Annotated in this window: 18 protein-coding genes and 1 pseudogene; 7 read left to right on the top strand and 12 right to left on the bottom strand. The window is 63.8% G+C overall.

Annotation, left to right across the window (positions count from 1 at the left end; genetic code table 11):
• The first annotated feature begins 162 nt into the window (after positions 1-162).
• Positions 163-1,215: a DUF3644 domain-containing protein gene (locus ACIPRS_RS15910; RefSeq protein WP_446539255.1), complete on the top strand. Its 1,053-nt coding sequence runs from the start codon at positions 163-165 to the stop codon at positions 1,213-1,215.
• Here the strand turns inward: ACIPRS_RS15910 and ACIPRS_RS15905 are convergent, their stop codons facing one another.
• The 6 genes and pseudogenes from ACIPRS_RS15905 to ACIPRS_RS15880 all read right to left on the bottom strand — a co-directional run.
• A complete protein-coding gene (locus ACIPRS_RS15905) occupies positions 1,216-3,540 on the bottom strand; it encodes a phage tail tape measure protein (protein WP_446539254.1) in 2,325 nt (774 codons plus the stop codon).
• Positions 3,541-3,757: 217 nt separating this feature from the next.
• Positions 3,758-4,012 carry a hypothetical protein gene (locus ACIPRS_RS15900; RefSeq protein WP_446539253.1) on the bottom strand — a complete coding sequence of 85 codons (255 nt, stop codon included), beginning with the start codon at positions 4,010-4,012 and terminating at the stop codon, positions 3,758-3,760.
• A 450-nt stretch (positions 4,013-4,462) separates the two neighbouring features.
• The gene (locus ACIPRS_RS15895) at positions 4,463-4,804 is read right to left on the bottom strand and encodes a hypothetical protein (protein ID WP_446539252.1); all 342 of its coding nucleotides are present in this window, start codon (positions 4,802-4,804) and stop codon (positions 4,463-4,465) included.
• Positions 4,801-5,001: a helix-turn-helix domain-containing protein gene (locus tag ACIPRS_RS15890; protein WP_446539251.1), complete on the bottom strand. Its 201-nt coding sequence runs from the start codon at positions 4,999-5,001 to the stop codon at positions 4,801-4,803. Before ACIPRS_RS15890 ends, ACIPRS_RS15895 begins: the two co-directional genes overlap by 4 nt.
• 121 nt (positions 5,002-5,122) lie before the next feature.
• The gene (locus ACIPRS_RS15885; RefSeq protein WP_446539289.1) at positions 5,123-6,013 is read right to left on the bottom strand and encodes a tyrosine-type recombinase/integrase; all 891 of its coding nucleotides are present in this window, start codon (positions 6,011-6,013) and stop codon (positions 5,123-5,125) included.
• A 36-nt stretch (positions 6,014-6,049) separates the two neighbouring features.
• A pseudogene (locus tag ACIPRS_RS15880) lies at positions 6,050-6,304 on the bottom strand (Arm DNA-binding domain-containing protein); the annotation flags it as partial.
• Positions 6,305-6,572: 268 nt separating this feature from the next.
• Here ACIPRS_RS15880 and ACIPRS_RS15875 point away from each other — a divergent pair.
• Positions 6,573-7,409, top strand: a complete 837-nt coding sequence (locus tag ACIPRS_RS15875) for a DUF5694 domain-containing protein (protein ID WP_446539250.1) — start codon at positions 6,573-6,575, stop codon at positions 7,407-7,409.
• Between the two features lie 103 nt (positions 7,410-7,512).
• On the opposite strand, the gene ACIPRS_RS15870 is transcribed toward ACIPRS_RS15875, so the two are convergent.
• Together ACIPRS_RS15870 and ACIPRS_RS15865 are read right to left on the bottom strand one after the other, a co-directional pair.
• The gene (locus ACIPRS_RS15870) at positions 7,513-8,181 is read right to left on the bottom strand and encodes a hypothetical protein (protein ID WP_446539249.1); all 669 of its coding nucleotides are present in this window, start codon (positions 8,179-8,181) and stop codon (positions 7,513-7,515) included.
• A 112-nt stretch (positions 8,182-8,293) separates the two neighbouring features.
• Positions 8,294-8,824, bottom strand: coding sequence for an REP-associated tyrosine transposase (locus ACIPRS_RS15865; protein ID WP_446539248.1), 531 nt, complete (start codon positions 8,822-8,824; stop codon positions 8,294-8,296).
• A 137-nt stretch (positions 8,825-8,961) separates the two neighbouring features.
• Here ACIPRS_RS15865 and ACIPRS_RS15860 point away from each other — a divergent pair, with 137 nt between their 5' ends.
• Together ACIPRS_RS15860 and ACIPRS_RS15855 are read left to right on the top strand one after the other, a co-directional pair.
• Positions 8,962-9,243, top strand: coding sequence for a hypothetical protein (locus ACIPRS_RS15860; protein ID WP_446539247.1), 282 nt, complete (start codon positions 8,962-8,964; stop codon positions 9,241-9,243).
• Between the two features lie 97 nt (positions 9,244-9,340).
• Positions 9,341-10,507: a serine hydrolase domain-containing protein gene (locus ACIPRS_RS15855; RefSeq protein WP_446539246.1), complete on the top strand. Its 1,167-nt coding sequence runs from the start codon at positions 9,341-9,343 to the stop codon at positions 10,505-10,507.
• 339 nt (positions 10,508-10,846) lie between these two features.
• Here ACIPRS_RS15855 and ACIPRS_RS15850 read toward each other — a convergent pair whose 3' ends face one another.
• Positions 10,847-11,689, bottom strand: a complete 843-nt coding sequence (locus tag ACIPRS_RS15850) for a type 1 glutamine amidotransferase domain-containing protein (protein WP_446539245.1) — start codon at positions 11,687-11,689, stop codon at positions 10,847-10,849.
• A gap of 108 nt (positions 11,690-11,797) precedes the next feature.
• Between ACIPRS_RS15850 and ACIPRS_RS15845 the strand changes: the two genes are divergently transcribed.
• The gene (locus tag ACIPRS_RS15845; protein ID WP_446539244.1) at positions 11,798-12,712 is read left to right on the top strand and encodes a LysR family transcriptional regulator; all 915 of its coding nucleotides are present in this window, start codon (positions 11,798-11,800) and stop codon (positions 12,710-12,712) included.
• Between the two features lie 325 nt (positions 12,713-13,037).
• Positions 13,038-15,335: a glucosylglycerol-phosphate synthase gene (gene ggpS / locus ACIPRS_RS15840; RefSeq protein WP_446539243.1), complete on the top strand. Its 2,298-nt coding sequence runs from the start codon at positions 13,038-13,040 to the stop codon at positions 15,333-15,335.
• Between the two features lie 427 nt (positions 15,336-15,762).
• Here ggpS and ACIPRS_RS15835 read toward each other — a convergent pair whose 3' ends face one another.
• The 3 genes from ACIPRS_RS15835 to ACIPRS_RS15825 all read right to left on the bottom strand — a co-directional run bounded on the left by ACIPRS_RS15835 (position 15,763) and on the right by ACIPRS_RS15825 (position 18,192).
• Positions 15,763-16,569, bottom strand: coding sequence for an isocitrate lyase/PEP mutase family protein (locus ACIPRS_RS15835; protein WP_446539242.1), 807 nt, complete (start codon positions 16,567-16,569; stop codon positions 15,763-15,765).
• A gap of 99 nt (positions 16,570-16,668) precedes the next feature.
• Positions 16,669-16,890, bottom strand: a complete 222-nt coding sequence (locus ACIPRS_RS15830) for a hypothetical protein (RefSeq protein ID WP_446539241.1) — start codon at positions 16,888-16,890, stop codon at positions 16,669-16,671.
• A 429-nt stretch (positions 16,891-17,319) separates the two neighbouring features.
• The gene (locus tag ACIPRS_RS15825) at positions 17,320-18,192 is read right to left on the bottom strand and encodes a M28 family metallopeptidase (protein WP_446539240.1); all 873 of its coding nucleotides are present in this window, start codon (positions 18,190-18,192) and stop codon (positions 17,320-17,322) included.
• Positions 18,193-18,348: 156 nt separating this feature from the next.
• Between ACIPRS_RS15825 and ACIPRS_RS15820 the strand changes: the two genes are divergently transcribed.
• On the top strand, positions 18,349-18,996 hold the full coding sequence (locus ACIPRS_RS15820) for a response regulator (protein WP_192202600.1): 648 nt from the start codon (positions 18,349-18,351) through the stop codon (positions 18,994-18,996).
• Positions 18,997-19,058: the final 62 nt, after the last annotated feature.

Genomic DNA, 19,058 nt, shown 5'->3' with positions numbered 1-19,058 from the left:
CAAGAGAAACAACAACTTGGATTTGAAGGGTCACGCACGCCGCGATATCTGCGGTGTCTCGGACCCCGCAGGGGGCGGGGCGTCAGGGAGGACCCATCGATTTGACCGGCCTCCTGAAGGCGTACAAGATCTGGCAAGTACGCCTGAGCGGGGGAGACAGCAATGCCTAGAGGACTACCACAGGCTGTAAAAGACAATCTGGAGAAATGTCAGGTCGCGGCGATAGCCGCAGTGGAAGCGTACAACCGGCCAGGACGCAGCTTCAGGACGGCGCAGTTCTTGGTGATGATTGTAATAGCGTGGACCGCTCTGTTTCACGCTATTTATTACAGGCGGAACGTAAAGCCTTGGTACAAGAAAAACGGCCGCTTCGAACGGATTGACGGAGATCCAAAGCATTGGGATCTTGCTGAGTGCGCCAAAAAATACTACGGCGCTAACCATCCTGCTGAGAGGCGAAATATTGAATTCTTAATCGGGTTGCGTAACAAGATCGAACATAGACACCTTCCGGAGCTCGATCCTTCCTTGTACGGCGAGTGTCAAGCTTCACTCTTGAATCTTGAGGAACTGATAGTTCAAACGTTTGGACAGAAGTACGCACTTCAAGAACAGCTTGCAGTATCCCTTCAGTTCTCTACTGTGCTTCCCCCGGAAAAGAAGAAGGCGGCGAGGGCGCTTGCGGTTAGTAATGCGAGGTCTGTCAAGGAATATGTTGAGACATTTCGGGGAAGTCTTCCTTCAACTGTTCTCAACAGCATGAAGTATTCATATAACGTCTATCTGGTTCCCAAGGTGGCGAATCGACAGAATGCGGCCGACGCATCTGTGGAATTTGTCAAAGTCGACGAGGCGAGTGAAGAAGAGTTGCAGCGCTTGGAGCGATTGAATGTGCTTATCAAGGAAAAGAAGATTCCAATTGCGAACTTGGAGCTACTAAAGCCCGGGGATGTCGTAACTAGGATAAATGAGAAGACGCCATTCATTGTCACCCAGACGGCGCACTCAGACGCCTGGCGACATTACAAAGTTAGGCCTAAGACTGGGTCAAAGAAGCCAGAGCTCTGCGATGCTGCGTATTGCGTTTACGACGAGGCTCACAAGGACTACTTGTACACGCAAGCATGGGTGAGTCGATGTATTGAGGCGTTCTCGCGAGCTGAAACGTTTCGAGAAATCACCGGGCGTGAACCGAAGCTCAGAAATGATTTTTGATTAAGTTGTCCCGTCGACCAGGCTTCCGCGCTTCGTGGCGTTGTCCTCATTCCGATTCTGCGCAGCGATCCGCTTCGCAAGCGCTTCGCTCGACTCGCCGGGCTGCTGGGTGATGTGATAGGCGTTTTGCTGGTGAACTACGGTGCCGCCGCGTCCGCCGCGACCGGCGGCAGACACCGCAGCAGCGACCGGCGCGACCTTCGCGCGCGGCACGCTTCCGCCTTCGGCCTTGACGTCGGCGCTTGTCCCCAGGCCCAGCATGCCGGCAGCGGCCGACACTGTGCCGCCGACCGTCTTCACGGCGGCCAGCACGGGCTCCATGCGCTTCATGATCCAGGCAATAACGCTGCCGATTGCCTGGCCGGTGGCGAAGATGGCCCGCGACACCGCCGAGAAAAGGCGAATCGTGGTCGTGAGGGAATTTGATAGCACATGCCCGAACACGCGGCCGATGTTGGCGGCGGTCGACAGCTGTTGCGATGTCAGGTTCACCGGGGCCAGCAGCTTCACGACCCAATCCCATGCCTTACCGATGGATGTCGACACCGAATCCCATACGGGTTTCAGCGGCGCCACGGCGGCGCCCAGCTCGGACAGCACGGGGCCGAAAGCTTCGCGCATGCCGTCGAACATGCCGCCGAGAAACGTCTTGATCGGCTGCCAGTATTTGCGGACCACCAAGGCGCCAGCCGTGAGGGCCGCAGCGGCCGCAGTGACAGGACCACCACCAATCGCAGCCACGGCCGCGCCTACGGTGCGCACTGCGCCAGCGACACGCATCGCCAGGGGGCCGAAGCGGCCCATTGCAGCAAGCGCGCTTGTCGCGCGCCAGCGGGCAATGAATCCCATCACCGACAACGCCGGCCCCTTGATCGCGGTCCAGGCGTAGGCAGCCCCCAGGGTCACCACGCGCAAGCCGGACACGGCAAGGGCGGCGCCGATGATGCCTTTCACAAGCCCCGGATTCTGCCGCGACCATTCGGACATGCCCTCAATCAGCGGGGCCGCTGTTCCAAGCATGCGGTTCACGGCTGGAAGCAAGGCATCGCCAATTACTACTGCCACCTCGGAAACGCGATTCTTCGTGAGCTGCCATTGCGCAGCGGTCGTGCCTAGCCGCGCCTGGAATTCGCGCGACATGCTGCCGCGCTGCGCCTCGCCGTTGACCAGCTCCAATTGCCGGCGGTATTCGCCCGCGCCCGTCGCCAGCTTGGCGATGTCGTCGCCGTACTCCGCGCCGAAAATTCGCGTCGCGGCCACCATGCGCTGTTCGTCGGACAGCCTGTTCAGCGTATCTAGCAGGCGAAGAATCGTGCCCGTCGGGTCTTTCGACATGCTGGCCTGCACGTCGGTAGGTGTCATGCCGATGGATTCCAGGCCGGCGCGCACGCTCTTGGACTGCGCAGTCGCGGCACCGAGAATGCGCAGGACAGCATTTGTCGCGGTGCCGGCCACTTCGGCGCTGCTGCCCATCGTGAGGAACGTGGACCCCAGGGCCGCCGCTTCCTTCGCCGGCATCTTCAGCGCTTGCGCCATGCCGCCAGTTCGCCGCAGGACTTCGATGATGTCGCCGCCGCTGGATTTGGCGTTGTCGTCCAGGTGATTGATTGCGTCGGCCAGTTCGCCTATGCGCGGAATCGGGATACCGAACAGGCCCGCAACCTTGCCCATATCGTCGGCAAGCTGGCCTGCGGGCAATTCGAAGGCGTCGGCCATCATCGCGGCGGTCCGCGTGAAGTCGATTAGCTGATCCTTCGCGACGCCCATTCTGGCGCCAGCTGCGACCATGTCCGCGATTTCGGTAGTTGCCAGGGGGATTTCCCGGCCAAGGCGCTGAATCTGCTTCGCCATAGCGAAGTAAGTCGGCGTCAGCCGGCCGTTCGCATCGCGAGCACCTTCGACTTGCTTCGCGACACCCAACATCGCCGATTCGAACGCGACCGCCTGGCGCACCGGGGCGAACGCCGATGCGGCCACGACGCCGAACGTCGCAGACGCGCCGGCAAGCTGGCCGCCAATCTCTCGGCGACGCGCATTGTTCCCATCGATACGTGCTTGCACATTCGCAAGGCGGGACTGCGCGTTGCGTAGGCGTTCGGCTTCGGTCGTCAGCTGGGCGTAGTCGGCTCGCAGACTGTCGACACTCTTTCCCATGCGACCGAACGTTTCAATGCTGTGCGCCATAAGACGCTGCTTTCGCTCGACCCGCACGATCTCGTCGCCGATGGATCTAAGGCCATTCTTCGTGATGCCAAGCGCGCTTTTGAACGCCCCGCTGATACTGCCACCGATGATGACAGATGCTTTGAGCGTGCGTGTCGCCATCAGGCTTCAACCCCGTTGGTAGGATCTGGCTCGATATAGAGTGCGCGCAGAATGGCCGCGTAGTCCTCATCGCATGTTGGGAAAGTGCTCCCGACAATGCTTCCCTCTAAGGCGCTGTCGGTTAGGATCTGAGCGATCCTCCGGTCTCTGGCTTTGCCCGTCTCCAAGAAATACGCCCAGGCCCTAAGGACTAGTGCTTTATCGTCCGTGGAAATCGTCATGCCGCGTCCGCCCAGCTATCGAAGCGCGTGGAGCTTGCGATTACCGCTTCGCCAGCCGTTGCGACCTCTTCGGCGCTTGCTTCTACTGCCATGCCGCGCGCCACTAGATCGGCGGCTTCATGCAAGCTCACTTCGACAATCGCTTCGATGGGAACGATGTTGCCATTCAAGGCGAAGCGGCCGCGCCCGCCCGTTACCTTCAGGTGGCGCCGCTTCGTGACGACGGTTTTCGACTTTTCGATGGTTGCCATGCTTGGATGATCCGTGCCGGGGTTCGGGTGTATGCCCGGCATGGTCGCGGTCAAGTGGCGAGGCTTCCATTGGCGGAATGTCCAAAACGGGTGGGGTACATCTCAAGCACGCAGTACCCGCCCTAAGTCATTGATCGGGAAAGATTGTTTTGATTGGGGGCACAAGGAGCACAACTTTTCCTATTCTTTCTCCCCGCATCAGGATATCGATGTCCCCAATCCCTCATTTGTTTCTTTCTGCCTATATAGTTGTGCCCCTTGTACCCACCCTCAGTAATGACAAGGGTTTCGGGCTGATTGGGTAGGGCACAAGGCGGGTACAAGGTGGGGTACAAGTGGGGTACAACTAGGGTCGAAACTACGATTTCCGGCGATTTGCCAGGACAACGGGGACATCGATGTCCTGATGGCGTTAAAAAAAGAGCCCGGCATATGCCGGGCTTCATTCGATTAGATGCGGAACCTCAGCTCGCCCCCATGGCTGGCTGGGAATCTTCCTGAGGCGCGAAGCCATGCGCCGACGTCGCGCCGTTCTGAGAAGCTGGCGTCCGGTCGTCCGCAAAGGATCATGAAGCGTCGAATCGACACGCGCTGCCCTTTGTGGGCTTCTAAGGCTTCATTGAACCAATCTGGCGCGGGATACCCACCCCTGCTCGTGTACGCCTTAGTACGTTTGACGACTGGTGTTGCCAGCCTATGGAAGATCGCGTCCACGGAAACGCCAGAGTCCGGCGCCATGGACTTGATTAGGTCGGCTCGCTTCATGTCGGCAACAATATCTGCGTTGTTCATGCGTCACCCCCTGAGAGCGAAGCAATGAAGCGCTGTAGTTCGGCCTCGGCAACTAGCGTGCGACTTCCCAACTTAAAGGAGCGTAGCTTGCCGGTCGAAAGCAAGCCGTACACGCCTGCCCTGCTGATATCCAGGCGGTCGGCGACGGTGCGGATGGAGCTTGCGAGGGGTGTAGCGATCTGTTGCTGTGATTGCATTCGGTAGTCCCTGAGTGTCCACCTGTGTTCAGGTGTGTACCCATAGATTCCGATGGACGGTCGCCCCGTCCCATTGGCGGAATGTCCGAAACCTTGAAGCGTTTAAACGCTGCGGAGCAACTTACTGGCGGCCGCAGTGAGCCGCCCACTGGACCATCATGTCTCGACGCTTTTCCAGCAGGTCCCCGCGCTGATAGGCTGCCTCCACCTCGCTGCGGACAGTGTGCGCCAAGGCCTTTTCCGCCAGCTCTCGTGGGAAATTTGTCGCTTCGGCGGCCCAGTCCCGGAATGTGGAACGGAAGCCGTGAACGGTTAGGTCGGTTCGCTCCATGCGCTTCAGCACGTTGAGCATTGCCATGTTGGATAGCGGCTTGCCGGCTTTGGCGCCCTCAAAGACGTAATCACCTGCCTGCGCTGGCGCCATGCCTGCCAGAACGTTGATGGCAGCAGGTGATAGAGGGACGCGATGCTCCTTCCCGGCTTTCATGCGTTGCGCTGGGATAGTCCACACGGAGCTAACTAGATCGATCTCTGCCCAGGTGGCGCCAATGACTTCATTCGTGCGGCAAGCCGTCAGGATCGCGAACTGCAAGGCCTTTGGCGCTTTGCCGTCCTCCTGGCTGAGCGCCGCCATGAATTCGTTGGCTTGGGAGTAGGGCAGTGCAGAGTGGTGAGAAATGTCCTTGATTGCGCCAGGCTTGGGTAGAAGCGTATCCAGGTGCCCGCGCCAGCGCGCGGGGTTTTCGCCGGCCCGATAGCCGCGCGTGGTCGCCCAGGCGAGAACGCGCTCTATCCGCCCGCGTAGGCGTGAAGCCGTTTCGGTCTTTGTTTGCCAAATAGGTTCCAGGGCTCGGATGACCTGGTGCGTGTCGACCTGGGAGACATCAATCGATCCGAATGCCGGTGCCGCGTAGGTGTCCAGGGTCGACCGCCATTGTTCCGCGTGCTTAGGGTTCGACCAACCCCGACGGTGCGCGGTGATGTAGGCGGTTGCGCATTCAGAGAAGGTCATGCGGTTGGCAGCTGCGCGCCTGGCAGCTTCGCGAGTTGGCACGGGCTCTTGACCCTGGCCGAGCGTGAGCCGCATCGCTTCGGCTTTCTTTCGGGCTGTCGAGAGGGGGGTAAGCAGTAGGGCGCCGAGCCCAAGCTCTCGGGTCCGCCCATCTCGACGGTAGCGGAACACCCAGGATTTCGCGCCAGCCTTAGATACCTGAAGGTACAGGCCGCCGCCATCACAGTAGTAGCCAGGGCGGCTAGCGTTTTTCACCGAAAGAGCCGACAACCGCTGAAGCGCTCGCGCCATCCTGACCCATGCCTCTACCCATGTTTTAGGTCTGAATTGTATCAGACATCAGTGGATAAGCTTGGACAAATCGAGGGTTGCAGAACGACAAAAAAGCCTGTTTTATAGCGTTTAAACGCGTTCCAATGACGTACATAGCTGTCCAATGATGTCATTGACAAGTTTGCGCTTGAGGGACACTCTCTCCGCCACTCCAGCCACCATGAAATGTAGGATGGGTTGAGCGTAGCGATACCCATCGCTTCGGTGTGTCTGATCGTCCGCGACGATGGGTATCGCTACGCTCAACCCATCCTACGTGTTGGAGGAACCGGTCATGCGTCGTCTCCTTGTGCTGGCATTGCTCCTTCTGCACGGTGCCGCATGGGCGGCGGGGCCGCCGGCCCGCGTCATCGTCATCGGTACCTACCACTTCAGCAATCCGGGTCAGGACCAGGCCAACGTGGAGTCGGTGGACGTCACGGTGCCCCGGCGCCAAGCAGAACTGCAGGCGGTGACCGATGCCCTGGCCAGGTTCCAGCCGACATTCGTCGGCGTCGAGTGGCCGGCTGAAGCGGCGCGCGACAACTACGCGCGCTATCTCGACGGCACGCTGCCGGCCTCCCGCAATGAGGTCGTGCAGTTGGGATTCCGCTTGGCCAAGCAGGTGGGGCTCGAACGCGTTCACGGGCTGGATGTCCCGGGTGACTTCCCATTCGAACCGTTGAGCGCGTGGGCGCAGGCCAATGGCAAGTCAGGCGATCTGCAAGCACTGATGGCGCAGGCCGAGGGCATCACGGCGCGCATTACCGCACTGCAGACCACCCACAGCATCGGCGGCGTGTTGCGCGAGATGAATACGCCGCAGGCCCTCGACGAAGCCGCGAGCTTCTACGCGGAATTCCTGCGCTACGGAAGCGGCGAGCAACAGCCCGGTGTCGAACTCAATGCCGCCTGGGCGAAGCGCAATTTCGCGATCTGTGCGCGACTGCTGCAAGCACTCAAGCCCGGCGACCGCGCGGTGGTGTTCTACGGGCAGGGACACGTTCCTCAGCTAGCAGCCTGTTTGCGGTCTGCGCCAGGCGTCGAGCTTGTCGAGGCGGGGGCGTTTCTTCCGGCCTCTTGACCGCAAGAAAGGTAGGATGGGTTGAGCGCAGCGATACCCATCGGTTCGTTGTGTCGGATGGTCCGCGATGATGGGTATCGCTGCGCTCAACCCATCCTACGTGCTAAAGAAGCCTGTGCAGACGACAAAATCGCCTTATGCTTCCGATTCGGATCTTGCGCAACGCATGATTTTTGGCTTGAGGAAATGGCGTGAACTTGGTCTGCAAGCTGAGCTGGACGTTCTCAATGCGGAACGCTCCTGCCTCTGCAAAAGCAATTCGATACTCTTGTTGCCACTCAAAGGAGTTGCTTTTTGAGCGAGCAACTATTTCCGGTAGCGCCCAATCGATGATGGGTGCTACCGCGGCATCGTAGTAAGTTACTTTCCCATGATAGAAGCATGGGTCAACGCTCTTTCGAAGTTGCAAGTGACTACGAACAGAAGCTAGAAATGCCCCTGGGTCTTTAATCTCAACGCATACCGTTGCGGAGAACCGTTGCGCGATCTGTATGGATAGCTCTGTCGATAGACAGAGAACGAAGATTGATTCGTGGTTGGCGGAAGATGTGAAAGCGGTATCTGCAAGTAAGAATTTCTCTCCCGTCGTCAGATTATTTCCGCGAAGACCACCTTCAGGTCTATAGATGCGTGTTCCTTCGAGTGCGTCAGCGCGCACCCCCTCGTCTGCCTCATAGTCTCGGAAGTACGCGAGAGAGTTGAATCTAAGTTCGCCGCGGATGAAGCTGTCGGCATACTCCGGCTTGGAGAGATACTTATAGAGTGATGGCAAGCTCATCTCCTATGGGCAAACATCTTTGCCTCCTATCGTCTTGCGATGACGGCCTCTGGTCGCAGGATACAGGCTGCCAGCCCGTAGGATGGGTTGAGCGCAGCGATACCCATCAGTGGCGCTCTCCGAAGCCAGCGTCGTTTTCAGCGCAAGCCCAATTCTCCGTCAACACCCCATCCTGCACAAACCGATGGAATGTGGAGTAAGGCCAATCCACAGCACGCGCCACGTGCCCATGCTTCACCGGATTCCAGTGGATGTAATCCACATGCCGGGCGAAGTCGATCTCGTCGCGTATCAGATGCTCCCAATACCGTCGTTGCCAGATGCCGCGTTCGCCCTTGTCGACGCGGCTGGCGCGTCGATGTTCGCCAAGCGGCAGATTGCGAGAGAACCAGGTCTTGATGAGGCGCCAGCGCAAAGGGAAGTCGGCATCGTCCCATGGTAGGGTCCAGATGGCGTGCAGGTGATCGGGCAGTATGACCATCGCATCGATGAGAAAGGGATGCCGTTGGCGTGTGTACCGGATCGCGTCGCGCAACAGGTCGATGTGATCTATCAGAAGCGTCTTGCGACGGTTGGCGAGATTGACCGTGAAGAAGTAGGTGGCGCCGGGGACGAAAGCGCGTCGGTAGTCGGTCATTCCTTGACCTCGGGGATGGCGTTGATGGGTATCGCTTCGCTCAACCCATCCTACGACTATCCGCTAGCTTTTCGCAGAGTTGCACGTTGCGTCCAGCCGTTAGACTTGGCCATGGGCTCTATCGGACACCACCCCGCATGAAACTCACCCCCACCCCCATCACCGCCGCCATCGCCGGCCTGTTCGCCGGCATCGTGATGCCGTTGATCTGGCCCCGGCTGGGTGACGAAACGTTGAACTGGGTGTTCGCGTTCCTGCTGGTGGTCGCGCTGCCGGTGCATGTGCTGGTCGTGGGTTTCACTTCGTCACGCGAAGCGCGGGCGGTCGGGGCGCTGGATGCCGCGTTGCTCAAGCGCGTGACGATCTGGCTGGTGGCGGCCGTGGCGACGGTCGCGCTGATGAAGATCCTGTTGGCGTAACCGACGGGCCGACGCATCGGGTGCTGCCAACCGCATGACTTCCGACGCTTAACGCGCTCCCCGCAGTCCGTATCATCGGGCTGAAACAGGAGGGGTCATGCGTCCACTGCTCGGAATCTGCCTGCTCGCCATGCTGCCGTTCACCGCGTCTGCGGAAGAACCAGCGCCGCATCCCATTCCCACCCGCGCCGCGCTGGATGCCGAAGTCGCCGATGCGATGAAGGCCGCCCAGGCCAACGGCCTGGCCATTGCCGTGATTGACGACGGCAAGGTCGTCCACGTGGCCGCCTATGGCCAGCGCAATGCGAAAGGCGACCCGTTGCAGACCGACACCGTCATGTACGGCGCCTCGCTGACCAAGGCCGTGTTCGCCTGGACCGTCATGCAGCTGGTCGACGAAGGCACGCTCGACCTTGACCGCCCTGTCGGTGAGTACTTCCCCAAACCGCTGACCGACTATCCCGCCGAAGACGCCTACGGCCCATGGCCCGATCTGGCCGGCGATCCGCGCTGGAAGACGATCACCGCGCGCCACCTGCTGACCCACAGCAGCGGCTTCGCCAACTTCGCCTACCTCGAACCGGACGGTAAGCTGCGCTTCCACTTCGATCCCGGCACCCGCTACGCGTACTCGGGCGAGGGCCTGATCCTGCTGCAGTACGTGATCGAGCGCGGGCTGGGCCTGGACCTGGGTGCCGAAATGCAGCGCCGCGTATTCGACCGCTTCGGCATGCCCAATACCAGCATGATCTGGCGCGAAGATTTCGCCGCCAACCTCGCCGATGGCTGGACAGAAGACGGCAGCCCCGAACCGCACGACGAACGTAGCCGCGTGCGCGCCGCCGGTTCGATGGACACCACCATCGCCGACCTGGCGACCTTCGCCGCGGCTTTCATCGACGGCGAAGGCCTTTCGGCGACCAGCACCGCCGCGATGACTGCCGCACAGCTGCCGATCACCACGCCCTCCCAGTTCCCCACGTTGCAGGACGAACTCCCGCCCGCGCAGCGCCGCAAGGACCTGGCCGCCGGGCTGGGCGTGGTGGTGTTCGAGGGACCGCAGGGCCCCGGCTTCTACAAGGGCGGGCACAACGATTCCACCGGCAACACCTGGGTGTGCGTGAAGCAGCGCAGGCGCTGCGTGGTGATCCTGGGCAACGACGTGCGCGCCGAGCGCGCATTCCCGCGGCTGGTGGCCTTCGTGCTGGGGGAAACCGGCGTGCCGTGGAACTGGGAATACGGCAAGAAGGCGTTCGTCGACTGACGCCGAGCGTGTCGCGAAGGTCGTTAGACCTTTTTGAGTCACGCGCCACTCTTTTCCGGTGCCGCGTGGGTCTTTTCTGGTCTCGCGATACCCGGACTGTGAGAAGAGAGACGCTTTTTCGGTCTCGCATGGATCTTTTTCAGTGTCGCGCGGATCTTTTCCGGTCTCGCGACACCCTTACTGTGAGAAGAACGGATCTTTTCGGGTGTCGCGATACCCCTACTGTGAGAAGACCGGACCTTTCAGGGTGTCGCGACACTCTTTGTGTGAGAAGAGACATAGGGCGCCGCCTGCGCCCGCCGGAAAGGCAGGCGCAGGGCAGGTGCCGGTCGGTGAGCGTCAGTCCAGCCGCTCCAGCAACACCTTCGCCACGTCGAGCGCCGAGGCCGGGTTCTGGCCGGTGATCAGCTCCCGATCGACCACCACGTTCGACTGCCAAGGCTGGGCATTGCTGCGGTACTGCACGCCGGCCTGTTGCAGCGCGGTCTGCGGGTAGAACTTCATGCGGCCGCCGTTGAGCGCGGCCTTGGCCTGTTCTTCCTCATCGTTGCTGATCACCGTGACCTGGTAGCCGGCGTAGATCCAGTCGGTCGGCGCCGGGGCGCGGTTGTCGCGTTCCATCCGCTGCACGAAGGCAGCGTTGCCCGGCAGCGTGGACAGCAGGGCGATGGGGCCGTGGCAGACCAGGGCGGTGGGCTTGCGCTGCTGGTGGAAGTCGGTCAGCAGGCGGCCCAGCGCCGGGCTGGCCAGCAGGTCCTGCATGGGCGCGTGGCCGCCGGGTATGTAGACGGCGTCGAATTCGCCGTAGCCGATCTGCTCCACCCGGGCCAGGCTGAGCACCGGCGACTGGGTGGCGGACGTCAGCTTCAACTGCGTCAGCAGGTCGGCGTGCGATTGCAGGCTGGCAGCGTCGTTGCCGAAGTAGGCCTTGTCCACCGAGGTGCGGTCCACCGTCGGTGCGCGGCCTTCCGGTGTGGCGAAGGTGATCTCGTGGCCGGCGTCGCGCAGCGCCTTGACCGGCTGCATCAGTTCGTTGAGGTAGAAACCGGTGGGGTAGACCTGGCCGTCGCGCAGGTCGAGGTGGTCGGCATCGGACAGCACCACCAGTACGTGGGCGGCCTGGGCGTGGGTCGAGGCGACGGCGAGCAGCACGGCGGCGGCGAGGGGGGCGAGCAGCTTCATGGGGGTCTCCGGTGCGGGCGGGAAGCCCGGGATGGCGCGCACTGTATTCCCGGCGCGTGAGGCGATAAATTGGCCTGAGAGGGATTCATCTGTTCTCCGGAGGCAAGAATGGCGCGACGGTTCGATCACCTGGCCGATGTCGAGGCGCTGGTGGCGGTGGTGGATCACGGTTCGCTGACGGCCGCAGCGGTGGCGCTGTCCACCACGCCGTCGGTGATCAGCCGCGCGGTCGCCCGGCTGGAGACGCGGCTGGGCAACCAATTGCTGCGGCGGACCACGCGCCGGACCAGCCTGACCGAGGCCGGCCGCCTGTACGTGGAGCAGGCGCGTGCCGCGTTCCACCTGATCGACGACGCCGAGCGCGCGGTGCAGGGCGAGGCCGGCACCCTCAGCGGGCAGGTGCGGCTCAGCGTGCCGACCACCTACGGCCACTACCGGCTGCCGTGGCTGCTGCGGGACTTCGTGCGGCAGCACCCGCAGGTGCGGCTGGAGGTGAACATCGCCAATCGCAACGTGGATCTGGTGGCCGAGGGCTACGACCTGGCCATCCGGCTCGGCGCGCTGCCCGACAGCGGGCTGGTGGGCAGGACGCTGGAGGACGCGACGCTCAGCGTGGTGGCCTCGCCGGACTACCTGGCTGCGCACGGCACGCCGCAGACGCTGGACGACCTGGCGACGCATGCCTGCCTGCCGTTCGTGCTGCCCAGCAGCGGACGCGTGGCGCCGTGGCTGTTCCGCGTGGACGGCGGTGACGTGGACTGGGTGCCGTGCTCGCGCATCGAGGTGTCCGATGACGTGCTGGGCGTGGTGTCGCTGGCGCAGGCCGGCGTGGGCATCTGCCAGACGTACGACTTCATCATCGATGCCTGCACGCGTCGCGGTGCGGACCTGGTGCGTGTGTTGCCGGAGCTGTCGGGACGCACGCGTCCGTTCTCGCTGATCTACGCGCCGCATCGTCGTCTCTCCGCGGCATCGCGCGCATTGATCGATGCGCTGGTGTCGGCGACAACGACGCGTGCGTGAGCGTGGTTCGCATGTGATGCATGCGCAGTGATGCGGGAAAAACGCGGATTTCCCGGCGAAATTCAACGTTCTTAACATCGCGTTGACCTTCGCGTGAGCGATGCGGACTACAATGCTGCATCGCATCAGTCGATGTTCGCGTCCACATCCGGGGAAGGACGCGCATCTGCAGCGCGCTTGCGCGCAGCGTGTTCCGCACGCGGCAACCCTCTTCCTGCGCCTGCCTTGCAGCGCCTTTCCGATGCGATCAATCCCCGCCTGCGTCCGTTGACGCGTCGCGTCGTGCCTCCGTGCGCGGCACACCACCCACTGGGAGTGCACCTGCATGAGCCTGTTGAAGAAAACCCCCGATCCATTGCTGCTGGCCACCGACCTGGACGGTACGTTCCTGGCCGGCGATCCGGTCGCGCGCAAGCAGCTGTACCACCTGGTCGACGCGCATCCTGGCGTGAAGCTGGCGTGGGTCACCGGGCGCGGGCGCGAGGCGATCCTGCCGCTGCTGGCCGATCCCGGCCTGCCCACGCCGGACTACCTGATCTGCGACGTGGGCGCCACCGTGCTGCGCACTGCGGACATGCAGCCGATCCAGCCGCTGCAGTCGGCGATCGAGGCGCGTTGGCCGGGTGAGCACGTGGTCGCCGATGCGATGCGCCGCTTCCCGATGCTGGTACGGCAGGAAGTGCCGCAGGAACGCCGCTGCTCGTACTACTGCCATCCGGAGCAGCTGTCGATCATCCAGGCCGAGGTGGACGCCGTGGCGGCATCGCTGGGGTGCGAGGTGCTGTATTCGGCCGACCGTTACCTGGACATCCTGCCGCGCGACACCCGCAAGGGCAGCACGCTGACAGCGCTGGTGGACGAACTCGATCTGGAACACGGCCGCGTGCTGGTGGCCGGCGACACGCTCAACGACCTGTCGATGTACGGCGAAGGTTTCCCCGGCGTGTGCGTGGGCGATTCCGAGCCCGCGCTGCTCGCCGCCACCGCCGGCATGGACCAGGTGCTGCATGCGGAGGCGCCGGGCTGCGGCGGCATCCTGCAGGCGATGGCGCACTTCAAGCTGCTGCAGGCGGACGAGTACGCGCGCCCGTCGCATGCCACCGGCAAGGCCGAACTGGTGATGGTCTATCACCGCCTGCCGTACGAGGAACACATCGTCGATGGCAAGCGCGTGCGTCGCCCGCACAGTTCGCCCAACGGCATCATTCCCAGCCTGTTGAGCTTCTTCGGCGAGGGCCAGCCCGGCTCGTGGGTGGCCTGGACGGTGGACGATCCGAAGGGACCGCCGGTGGAAGTGCACACGCCCGTGGATGCGGCGCGCTACCCCGGCCTCACTGCGACCCACGTGCCGTTGAGCAAGCACGAGGTGGACGTGTTCTACAAACGCTTCTCGAAAGAAGCGTTCTGGCCGGTCATCAACAGTTTCTGGGAGCGCGCGCGCTTCAACGAGGACGACTGGGCGCTATTCAAGCGCGTCAACCGCCGCTTCGCCGAAGCCGCCGCCGCCGAGGCCGCCCCGGGCGCGACGGTGTGGCTGCACGACTACAACCTGTGGATGGTGCCGTCGGTGCTGCGCGAGCTGCGTCCGGACGTGAAGATCGCCTTCTTCCACCACACCCAGTTCCCCTCAGCCGACATCTTCGCGATCCTGCCGTGGCGCCGCGAGATCCTCGGCAGCCTGCTGGCGTGCGACTACGTGGGCTTCCACATCCCGCGCCATGCGGAGAACTTCACCGACGCGGTGCGCAGCACGTTCCCGGTGGAAGTCACCGCGCGGGCCCAGTGCGCGCCGCGCTTCCTGACCTTCGGCTGCGCGGTGGGGGTGGAGGACATGGCCACCGAACTGCGCATCGACGGGCGCACCGTGCGCATCGGCGCGCATCCCATCGGGACCGACGTGGGCCGCATCCAGGCGTGCCTGGAAACGGAGCAGGTGGCCGAGGACATCGTGCGCATCCGCGACGAGATCGGCCGGCGCAAGCTGGTGCTGTCGATCGAGCGGCTGGACTACACCAAGGGCATCCTGCAGAAGCTGCATGCGTTCGAGCGCCTGCTGGACGAGTCTCCGGAACTGCAGGGCGAAGTGACGCTGGTACTGGTATGCGTGCCGGCCGCGAAGGAGATGACGGTATACCGCCCACTGCAGCAACAGATCGAACAGGCGGTGGGGCGGATCAACGGGCGGCTGTCGCAGCTGGACTGGACGCCGGTGCGCTTCTTCGCACGCGTGCTGCCGTTCGCCGACGTGGTGGCGCACTACGCCGCCGCCGATGTCATGTGGATCACGCCGCTGCGCGATGGCCTGAACCTGGTGGCGAAGGAGTTCGTCGCCGTGCAGGGCCTGGAGAGTGGCGATGGCGTGCTGGTGTTGTCGGAATTCGCCGGCGCGGCGGCGGAACTGAAGGGCGCGGTGCTGACCAATCCGCACGATCCTGCGGATCTCGCGCGCGCATTGCGGCACGCGCTGGCGATGACACCGGGTGAGCGCGAAGACCGCCAGCGCAGGCTGTACGACATCGTCCGCCACCACGATCTGTCGCGCTGGGGCAGGGAGTTCCTCGCCGCGGCGAGGGGCGTGGAGGGTGAGGTAAATGCGGAAACGCGGACGGCCGTCGCGGCTTAATGCATTTACCTTTGACTCGTCGCGCGCCTGCATCGATAGTCGTGTCACACACGGGACAGGGAAACCCTTACATGCGCAACCTGCTGGTGCGGAGCATGGCCTGGATGCTGATCGCTGCGACGGCGCTGGTGCTGTTCGGCCTGCTGCAGATGCCCGAGCTCTGGCTGGGCGGCGGCAACGGCTGATCCTGCTGCCACCAAAAGAAAACCCGACCAAAGAGGGTCGGGTCTGAAGGGGGAGTCCCCGGCTCCGGCAGTGCTGCTTGCTCAAGGCAGCGCCCGTTTCCTTTGCAGAGCGGCCTTTCGTGGCCTGCGCAGGGCGTGCTGCCGGGGACGCGAGCATCGTCGTCGAAAGCCGTCACATTCGCCGTCGGTCGTCGCCCCGATGTGCTGTAGGAAAAATCCTACCCGCTCTCCCAGCTGCGTTGTCAGGCGAACAGTCCGTTGATCGCGCCATAGCCCATGGCCCGGGGATCGGGCAGGCTGGTGTGGTCGTCGCGCAGGAATTGCTCAACCTGCGCCCCCAGGCGTCCGTACATCGACTCGGCCAGCGCCGAGCCGGTGCTGACGCGGCGCACACCGAGACGTTCCAGCGCGGCGAGATCCTGCAGCTGCGGGCGCAGCATCACGTTGAGCGGCATGCCGCAGCGTGCGGCCAGGGTGGCGATGGCATCGGTGTCGACCAGCCCCGGCACGAACAGGCCGTCGGCCCCGGCTTCGCGGTAGGCCCCGGCGCGTGCGAGGGTTTCGTCGATGCGCGCGGTTTCCGCGACCAGTCCGCGCAGGTAGACGTCGGTGCGCGCGTTGATGAAGACGTCCAGCCCCTGCGCGCCGCAGGCGGTCCGGATCGCGCGGATCTTGGCGGCGAGGAGTGCGGGCTCGCCTGCGCCGTCTTCCAGGTTGATGCCGGCAGCGCCGGCCTGCACCACGCGCATCACCGTGTCGGCAGCGGTGGCGGGGTCGTCGGAGTAGCCGCCTTCCACATCGACGGTCAACGGCACATGGAGGACCCGCACGATGCCGCGCACGGCGTGCAGCAGTGCATCGGGCTGCAGGCGGTCGCCATCCGGGTACCCCAGCGCCCATGCCAGGCCGGCGCTGGTGGTGGCCACGGCGGGGGCGCCAAGGTGTTCGATCAGGCGCGCGGTGCCGGCATCCCACGCGTTGGCGAGGCGCAGCAGGCCCTGCTGATGGAGCTGGCGGAAACGGGTGACGGCGTCAGAGGGGGCGGTCATGGGCGGCGGCCGGCATTGGAACGGGCATACAGGGTGCCATGCCGCCGCGCCGGCTACTCGCCGGATGCGGTCGTCAATGCCGTCATCGGGTCCGCGACGTCAGGCGCAGAGCCGCCAGCCATTGAACAGGCGCCAGCGGCCGTCGCCGCCCTCGATGTTGATGGCGTAATCGAGCCCTTGCTGGTGGCGCTGGTTGGCCAGCTTGATGGCGTAGCCCAGTGCCGCGCCGCGGCTGGCAAAGTGCAGGGGTGCGGACTCGTTGATGGAAAGCGCGTAACTGCCGTCATCGGCGGCGTCGTGGAACAGGTCGAAAGTCATCATGGCGGCTGTGGGGAAGTGCGCGTGCCTGACACGAAACTACGCAGCGATCCGTGAGGTGGATGCGAATCCGTGCCCGGGGCCGTTCGCGCGGGTTCATCGATGTCGAGCCGGCGTCATCAAACCGTGCGCTGCAGCTGAATGCCGTACACGCCGTCTTCGCAAATGCCAACGTAAAACGGCGGCAGTGGTCGGGCAGGCGGAACCACCCCCTCCGTCCCCCGCGCAACCCTGCTTCCGAGCCGCAAGGCTGGCACCCAGGGCGCCACGAGAGAACCGAACGCAGCGCACCGGACACCCCCTGTTCCTTGCTGCGCCTGGCGGTGGACCGCGAGTCCGACACCGTCGCCGCCCGAAGAGCCAGGCGTGTTCTCGTCCATATGCAAACGGGCCCCGCAGGGCCCGTTTGCATGTGTGTTGAGGCAGTCGCGTTCAGGGCGCCGGAGCGGCATCCCAGGCGCGCAGCCCCGCTTCCACCACGCGCAAGGCATCGTCGACGCGGGCACGGTCCAGCTCGGCCGTGGTATCGCGCGGGCTGTGGATCACCTGCATCACCTTCGGCATCCGGTCCGGCTTGGCGCCGCCGAAGACCGCGAGGATCGGGTCGATCTCGACGCCGCCGACCAGCGAGAACGACACCGCCGGCCAGCCCGCCTTGAGGAAGGCCAGGTGGTCGGTGGGCGGGTATTTGTCGCCGGGCTGGAAACCGAGCTTCTCGTGCTGGCTGGCGGCACGCAGGGCGGCCACCAGCGGCGTGCCGGCGTCCGGCGCCATCATCCACAAGGTGTCGCCCCATCCGAACACATCGAAGTTGACGTACAGCGCGGGCTTTTCGCGGTCGGGCGTGGCGACCCATGCGCGCGAGCCCAGCAGGCCCTTCTCTTCGAGATCCCAGAACGCGACCTGCACGCGATGGCCGGCAAGGGGTTTGGCCTTCAGGGCCTGCGCCAGTTCCAGCACGGCCGCCACGCCCGAGGCGTTGTCGGTCGCGCCGTGGCCCACTTCAACCTGGTCGTAATGCGCGCCGATCAGCAGCAGCGGCGCGCCGTCGGGGCCCCCGAGGTCGGCGACCAGGTTGTGGCCGGACTGGCCGTCCTGCTCGAACGCCTCGCGCTTCCACGCGATGCCCAGTGCGTCGAGCCGTCGGCTGATCGCATCGCCTCGTGCCGTGGTGTCGGCGTGCGTGCTGACATCGCCGACCTGCGTGTGCCAGCGATCGGAGACACCGTCATCGGCCCAGGCGGGCATGATGGCGGCAAGGGAGAGCAGCAGGGCGGCGCGGAGATACGGACGGATGCCGGACATGTCGGATTCCTTTGGGAAAGCCGGAGTATGCCGCAGCGGATGCGTGTGCCGGATGTGGCTTCCTGCATGCAGGGACCCGACAACCGATAGAATGTTAATTGCGCGGCGATGGACGGCCACCTACGCTCGATCCGTACTTCAAGGCAACCGTTTCCCATGACGATCCGCGTTTTCCTCATCGACGACCATGCGCTCGTACGCACCGGCATGCGCCTCATCCTCGGTACGGAAACCGACATCGAGGTGGTGGGCGAAGCGGACACCGGCGAGGCCGCGTTGCCGATGGTGCGCCAGCTGAAACCGGACGTGGTGCTGTGCGACCTGCATCTGCCGGGCTACAGCGGGCTTGAAGTGACCGAACGCATCGTGCGCGCCGACATGGGTGTGCGGGTGATCATCGTGTCGGTGCTGGAAGATGGTCCGCTGCCCAAGCGATTGCTGGAAGCCGGTGCGTCGGGTTACCTCGGCAAGGCGGGCGATGCGGCCGAACTGATCCGTGCCGTGCGCGACGTGTCGCGCGGCAAGCGCTACCTGGGCAGCAACGTGGCGCAGAACCTCGCCCTGCATACGGTGGGCGGCGATGCGTCGCCATTCGATGCGCTGTCGCCGCGCGAACTTGAGGTCGCCATGCTGCTGACACAGGGCCTGCGCCAGGAAGAGATCGCCAAGCGCCTGAGCCTGAGTGCGAAGACGGTGAACACGCACAAGACGCGGCTGTTCGAGAAGACCGGCGTGCAGGACAACATCGCCCTGGCGCGCCTGGCGGCGCAGTGGGGACTGATGGATCCGTCGCGCGCGCTCTGACCGACCCACCGGGAACGCCCAACCCGACGAACCGGACCGCTGACGGAACTCCTCGCTGTCTC

This window comes from Pseudoxanthomonas sp. LARHCG66 (genome assembly GCF_052871755.1).
Note: the sequence above shows the minus strand (reverse complement) of the source record. Positions and strands in the feature narration are given on the sequence as shown.

Coding starts and splice junctions, on each gene's coding strand:
- ACIPRS_RS15905 (WP_446539254.1), bottom strand. CDS start 3,540: ATGGCGACACGCACGCTCAAAGCATCTGTCATCATCGGTGGCAGTATC.
- ACIPRS_RS15885 (WP_446539289.1), bottom strand. CDS start 6,013: ATGACCTTCTCTGAATGCGCAACCGCCTACATCACCGCGCACCGTCGG.
- ACIPRS_RS15910 (WP_446539255.1), top strand. CDS start 163: ATGCCTAGAGGACTACCACAGGCTGTAAAAGACAATCTGGAGAAATGT.
- ggpS (WP_446539243.1), top strand. CDS start 13,038: ATGAGCCTGTTGAAGAAAACCCCCGATCCATTGCTGCTGGCCACCGAC.
- ACIPRS_RS15850 (WP_446539245.1), bottom strand. CDS start 11,689: ATGAAGCTGCTCGCCCCCCTCGCCGCCGCCGTGCTGCTCGCCGTCGCC.
- ACIPRS_RS15890 (WP_446539251.1), bottom strand. CDS start 5,001: ATGCAATCACAGCAACAGATCGCTACACCCCTCGCAAGCTCCATCCGC.
- ACIPRS_RS15820 (WP_192202600.1), top strand. CDS start 18,349: ATGACGATCCGCGTTTTCCTCATCGACGACCATGCGCTCGTACGCACC.
- ACIPRS_RS15830 (WP_446539241.1), bottom strand. CDS start 16,890: ATGATGACTTTCGACCTGTTCCACGACGCCGCCGATGACGGCAGTTAC.
- ACIPRS_RS15865 (WP_446539248.1), bottom strand. CDS start 8,824: ATGACCGACTACCGACGCGCTTTCGTCCCCGGCGCCACCTACTTCTTC.
- ACIPRS_RS15835 (WP_446539242.1), bottom strand. CDS start 16,569: ATGACCGCCCCCTCTGACGCCGTCACCCGTTTCCGCCAGCTCCATCAG.
- ACIPRS_RS15895 (WP_446539252.1), bottom strand. CDS start 4,804: ATGAACAACGCAGATATTGTTGCCGACATGAAGCGAGCCGACCTAATC.
- ACIPRS_RS15845 (WP_446539244.1), top strand. CDS start 11,798: ATGGCGCGACGGTTCGATCACCTGGCCGATGTCGAGGCGCTGGTGGCG.
- ACIPRS_RS15860 (WP_446539247.1), top strand. CDS start 8,962: ATGAAACTCACCCCCACCCCCATCACCGCCGCCATCGCCGGCCTGTTC.
- ACIPRS_RS15900 (WP_446539253.1), bottom strand. CDS start 4,012: ATGGCAACCATCGAAAAGTCGAAAACCGTCGTCACGAAGCGGCGCCAC.
- ACIPRS_RS15855 (WP_446539246.1), top strand. CDS start 9,341: ATGCGTCCACTGCTCGGAATCTGCCTGCTCGCCATGCTGCCGTTCACC.
- ACIPRS_RS15875 (WP_446539250.1), top strand. CDS start 6,573: ATGGGTATCGCTACGCTCAACCCATCCTACGTGTTGGAGGAACCGGTC.
- ACIPRS_RS15825 (WP_446539240.1), bottom strand. CDS start 18,192: ATGTCCGGCATCCGTCCGTATCTCCGCGCCGCCCTGCTGCTCTCCCTT.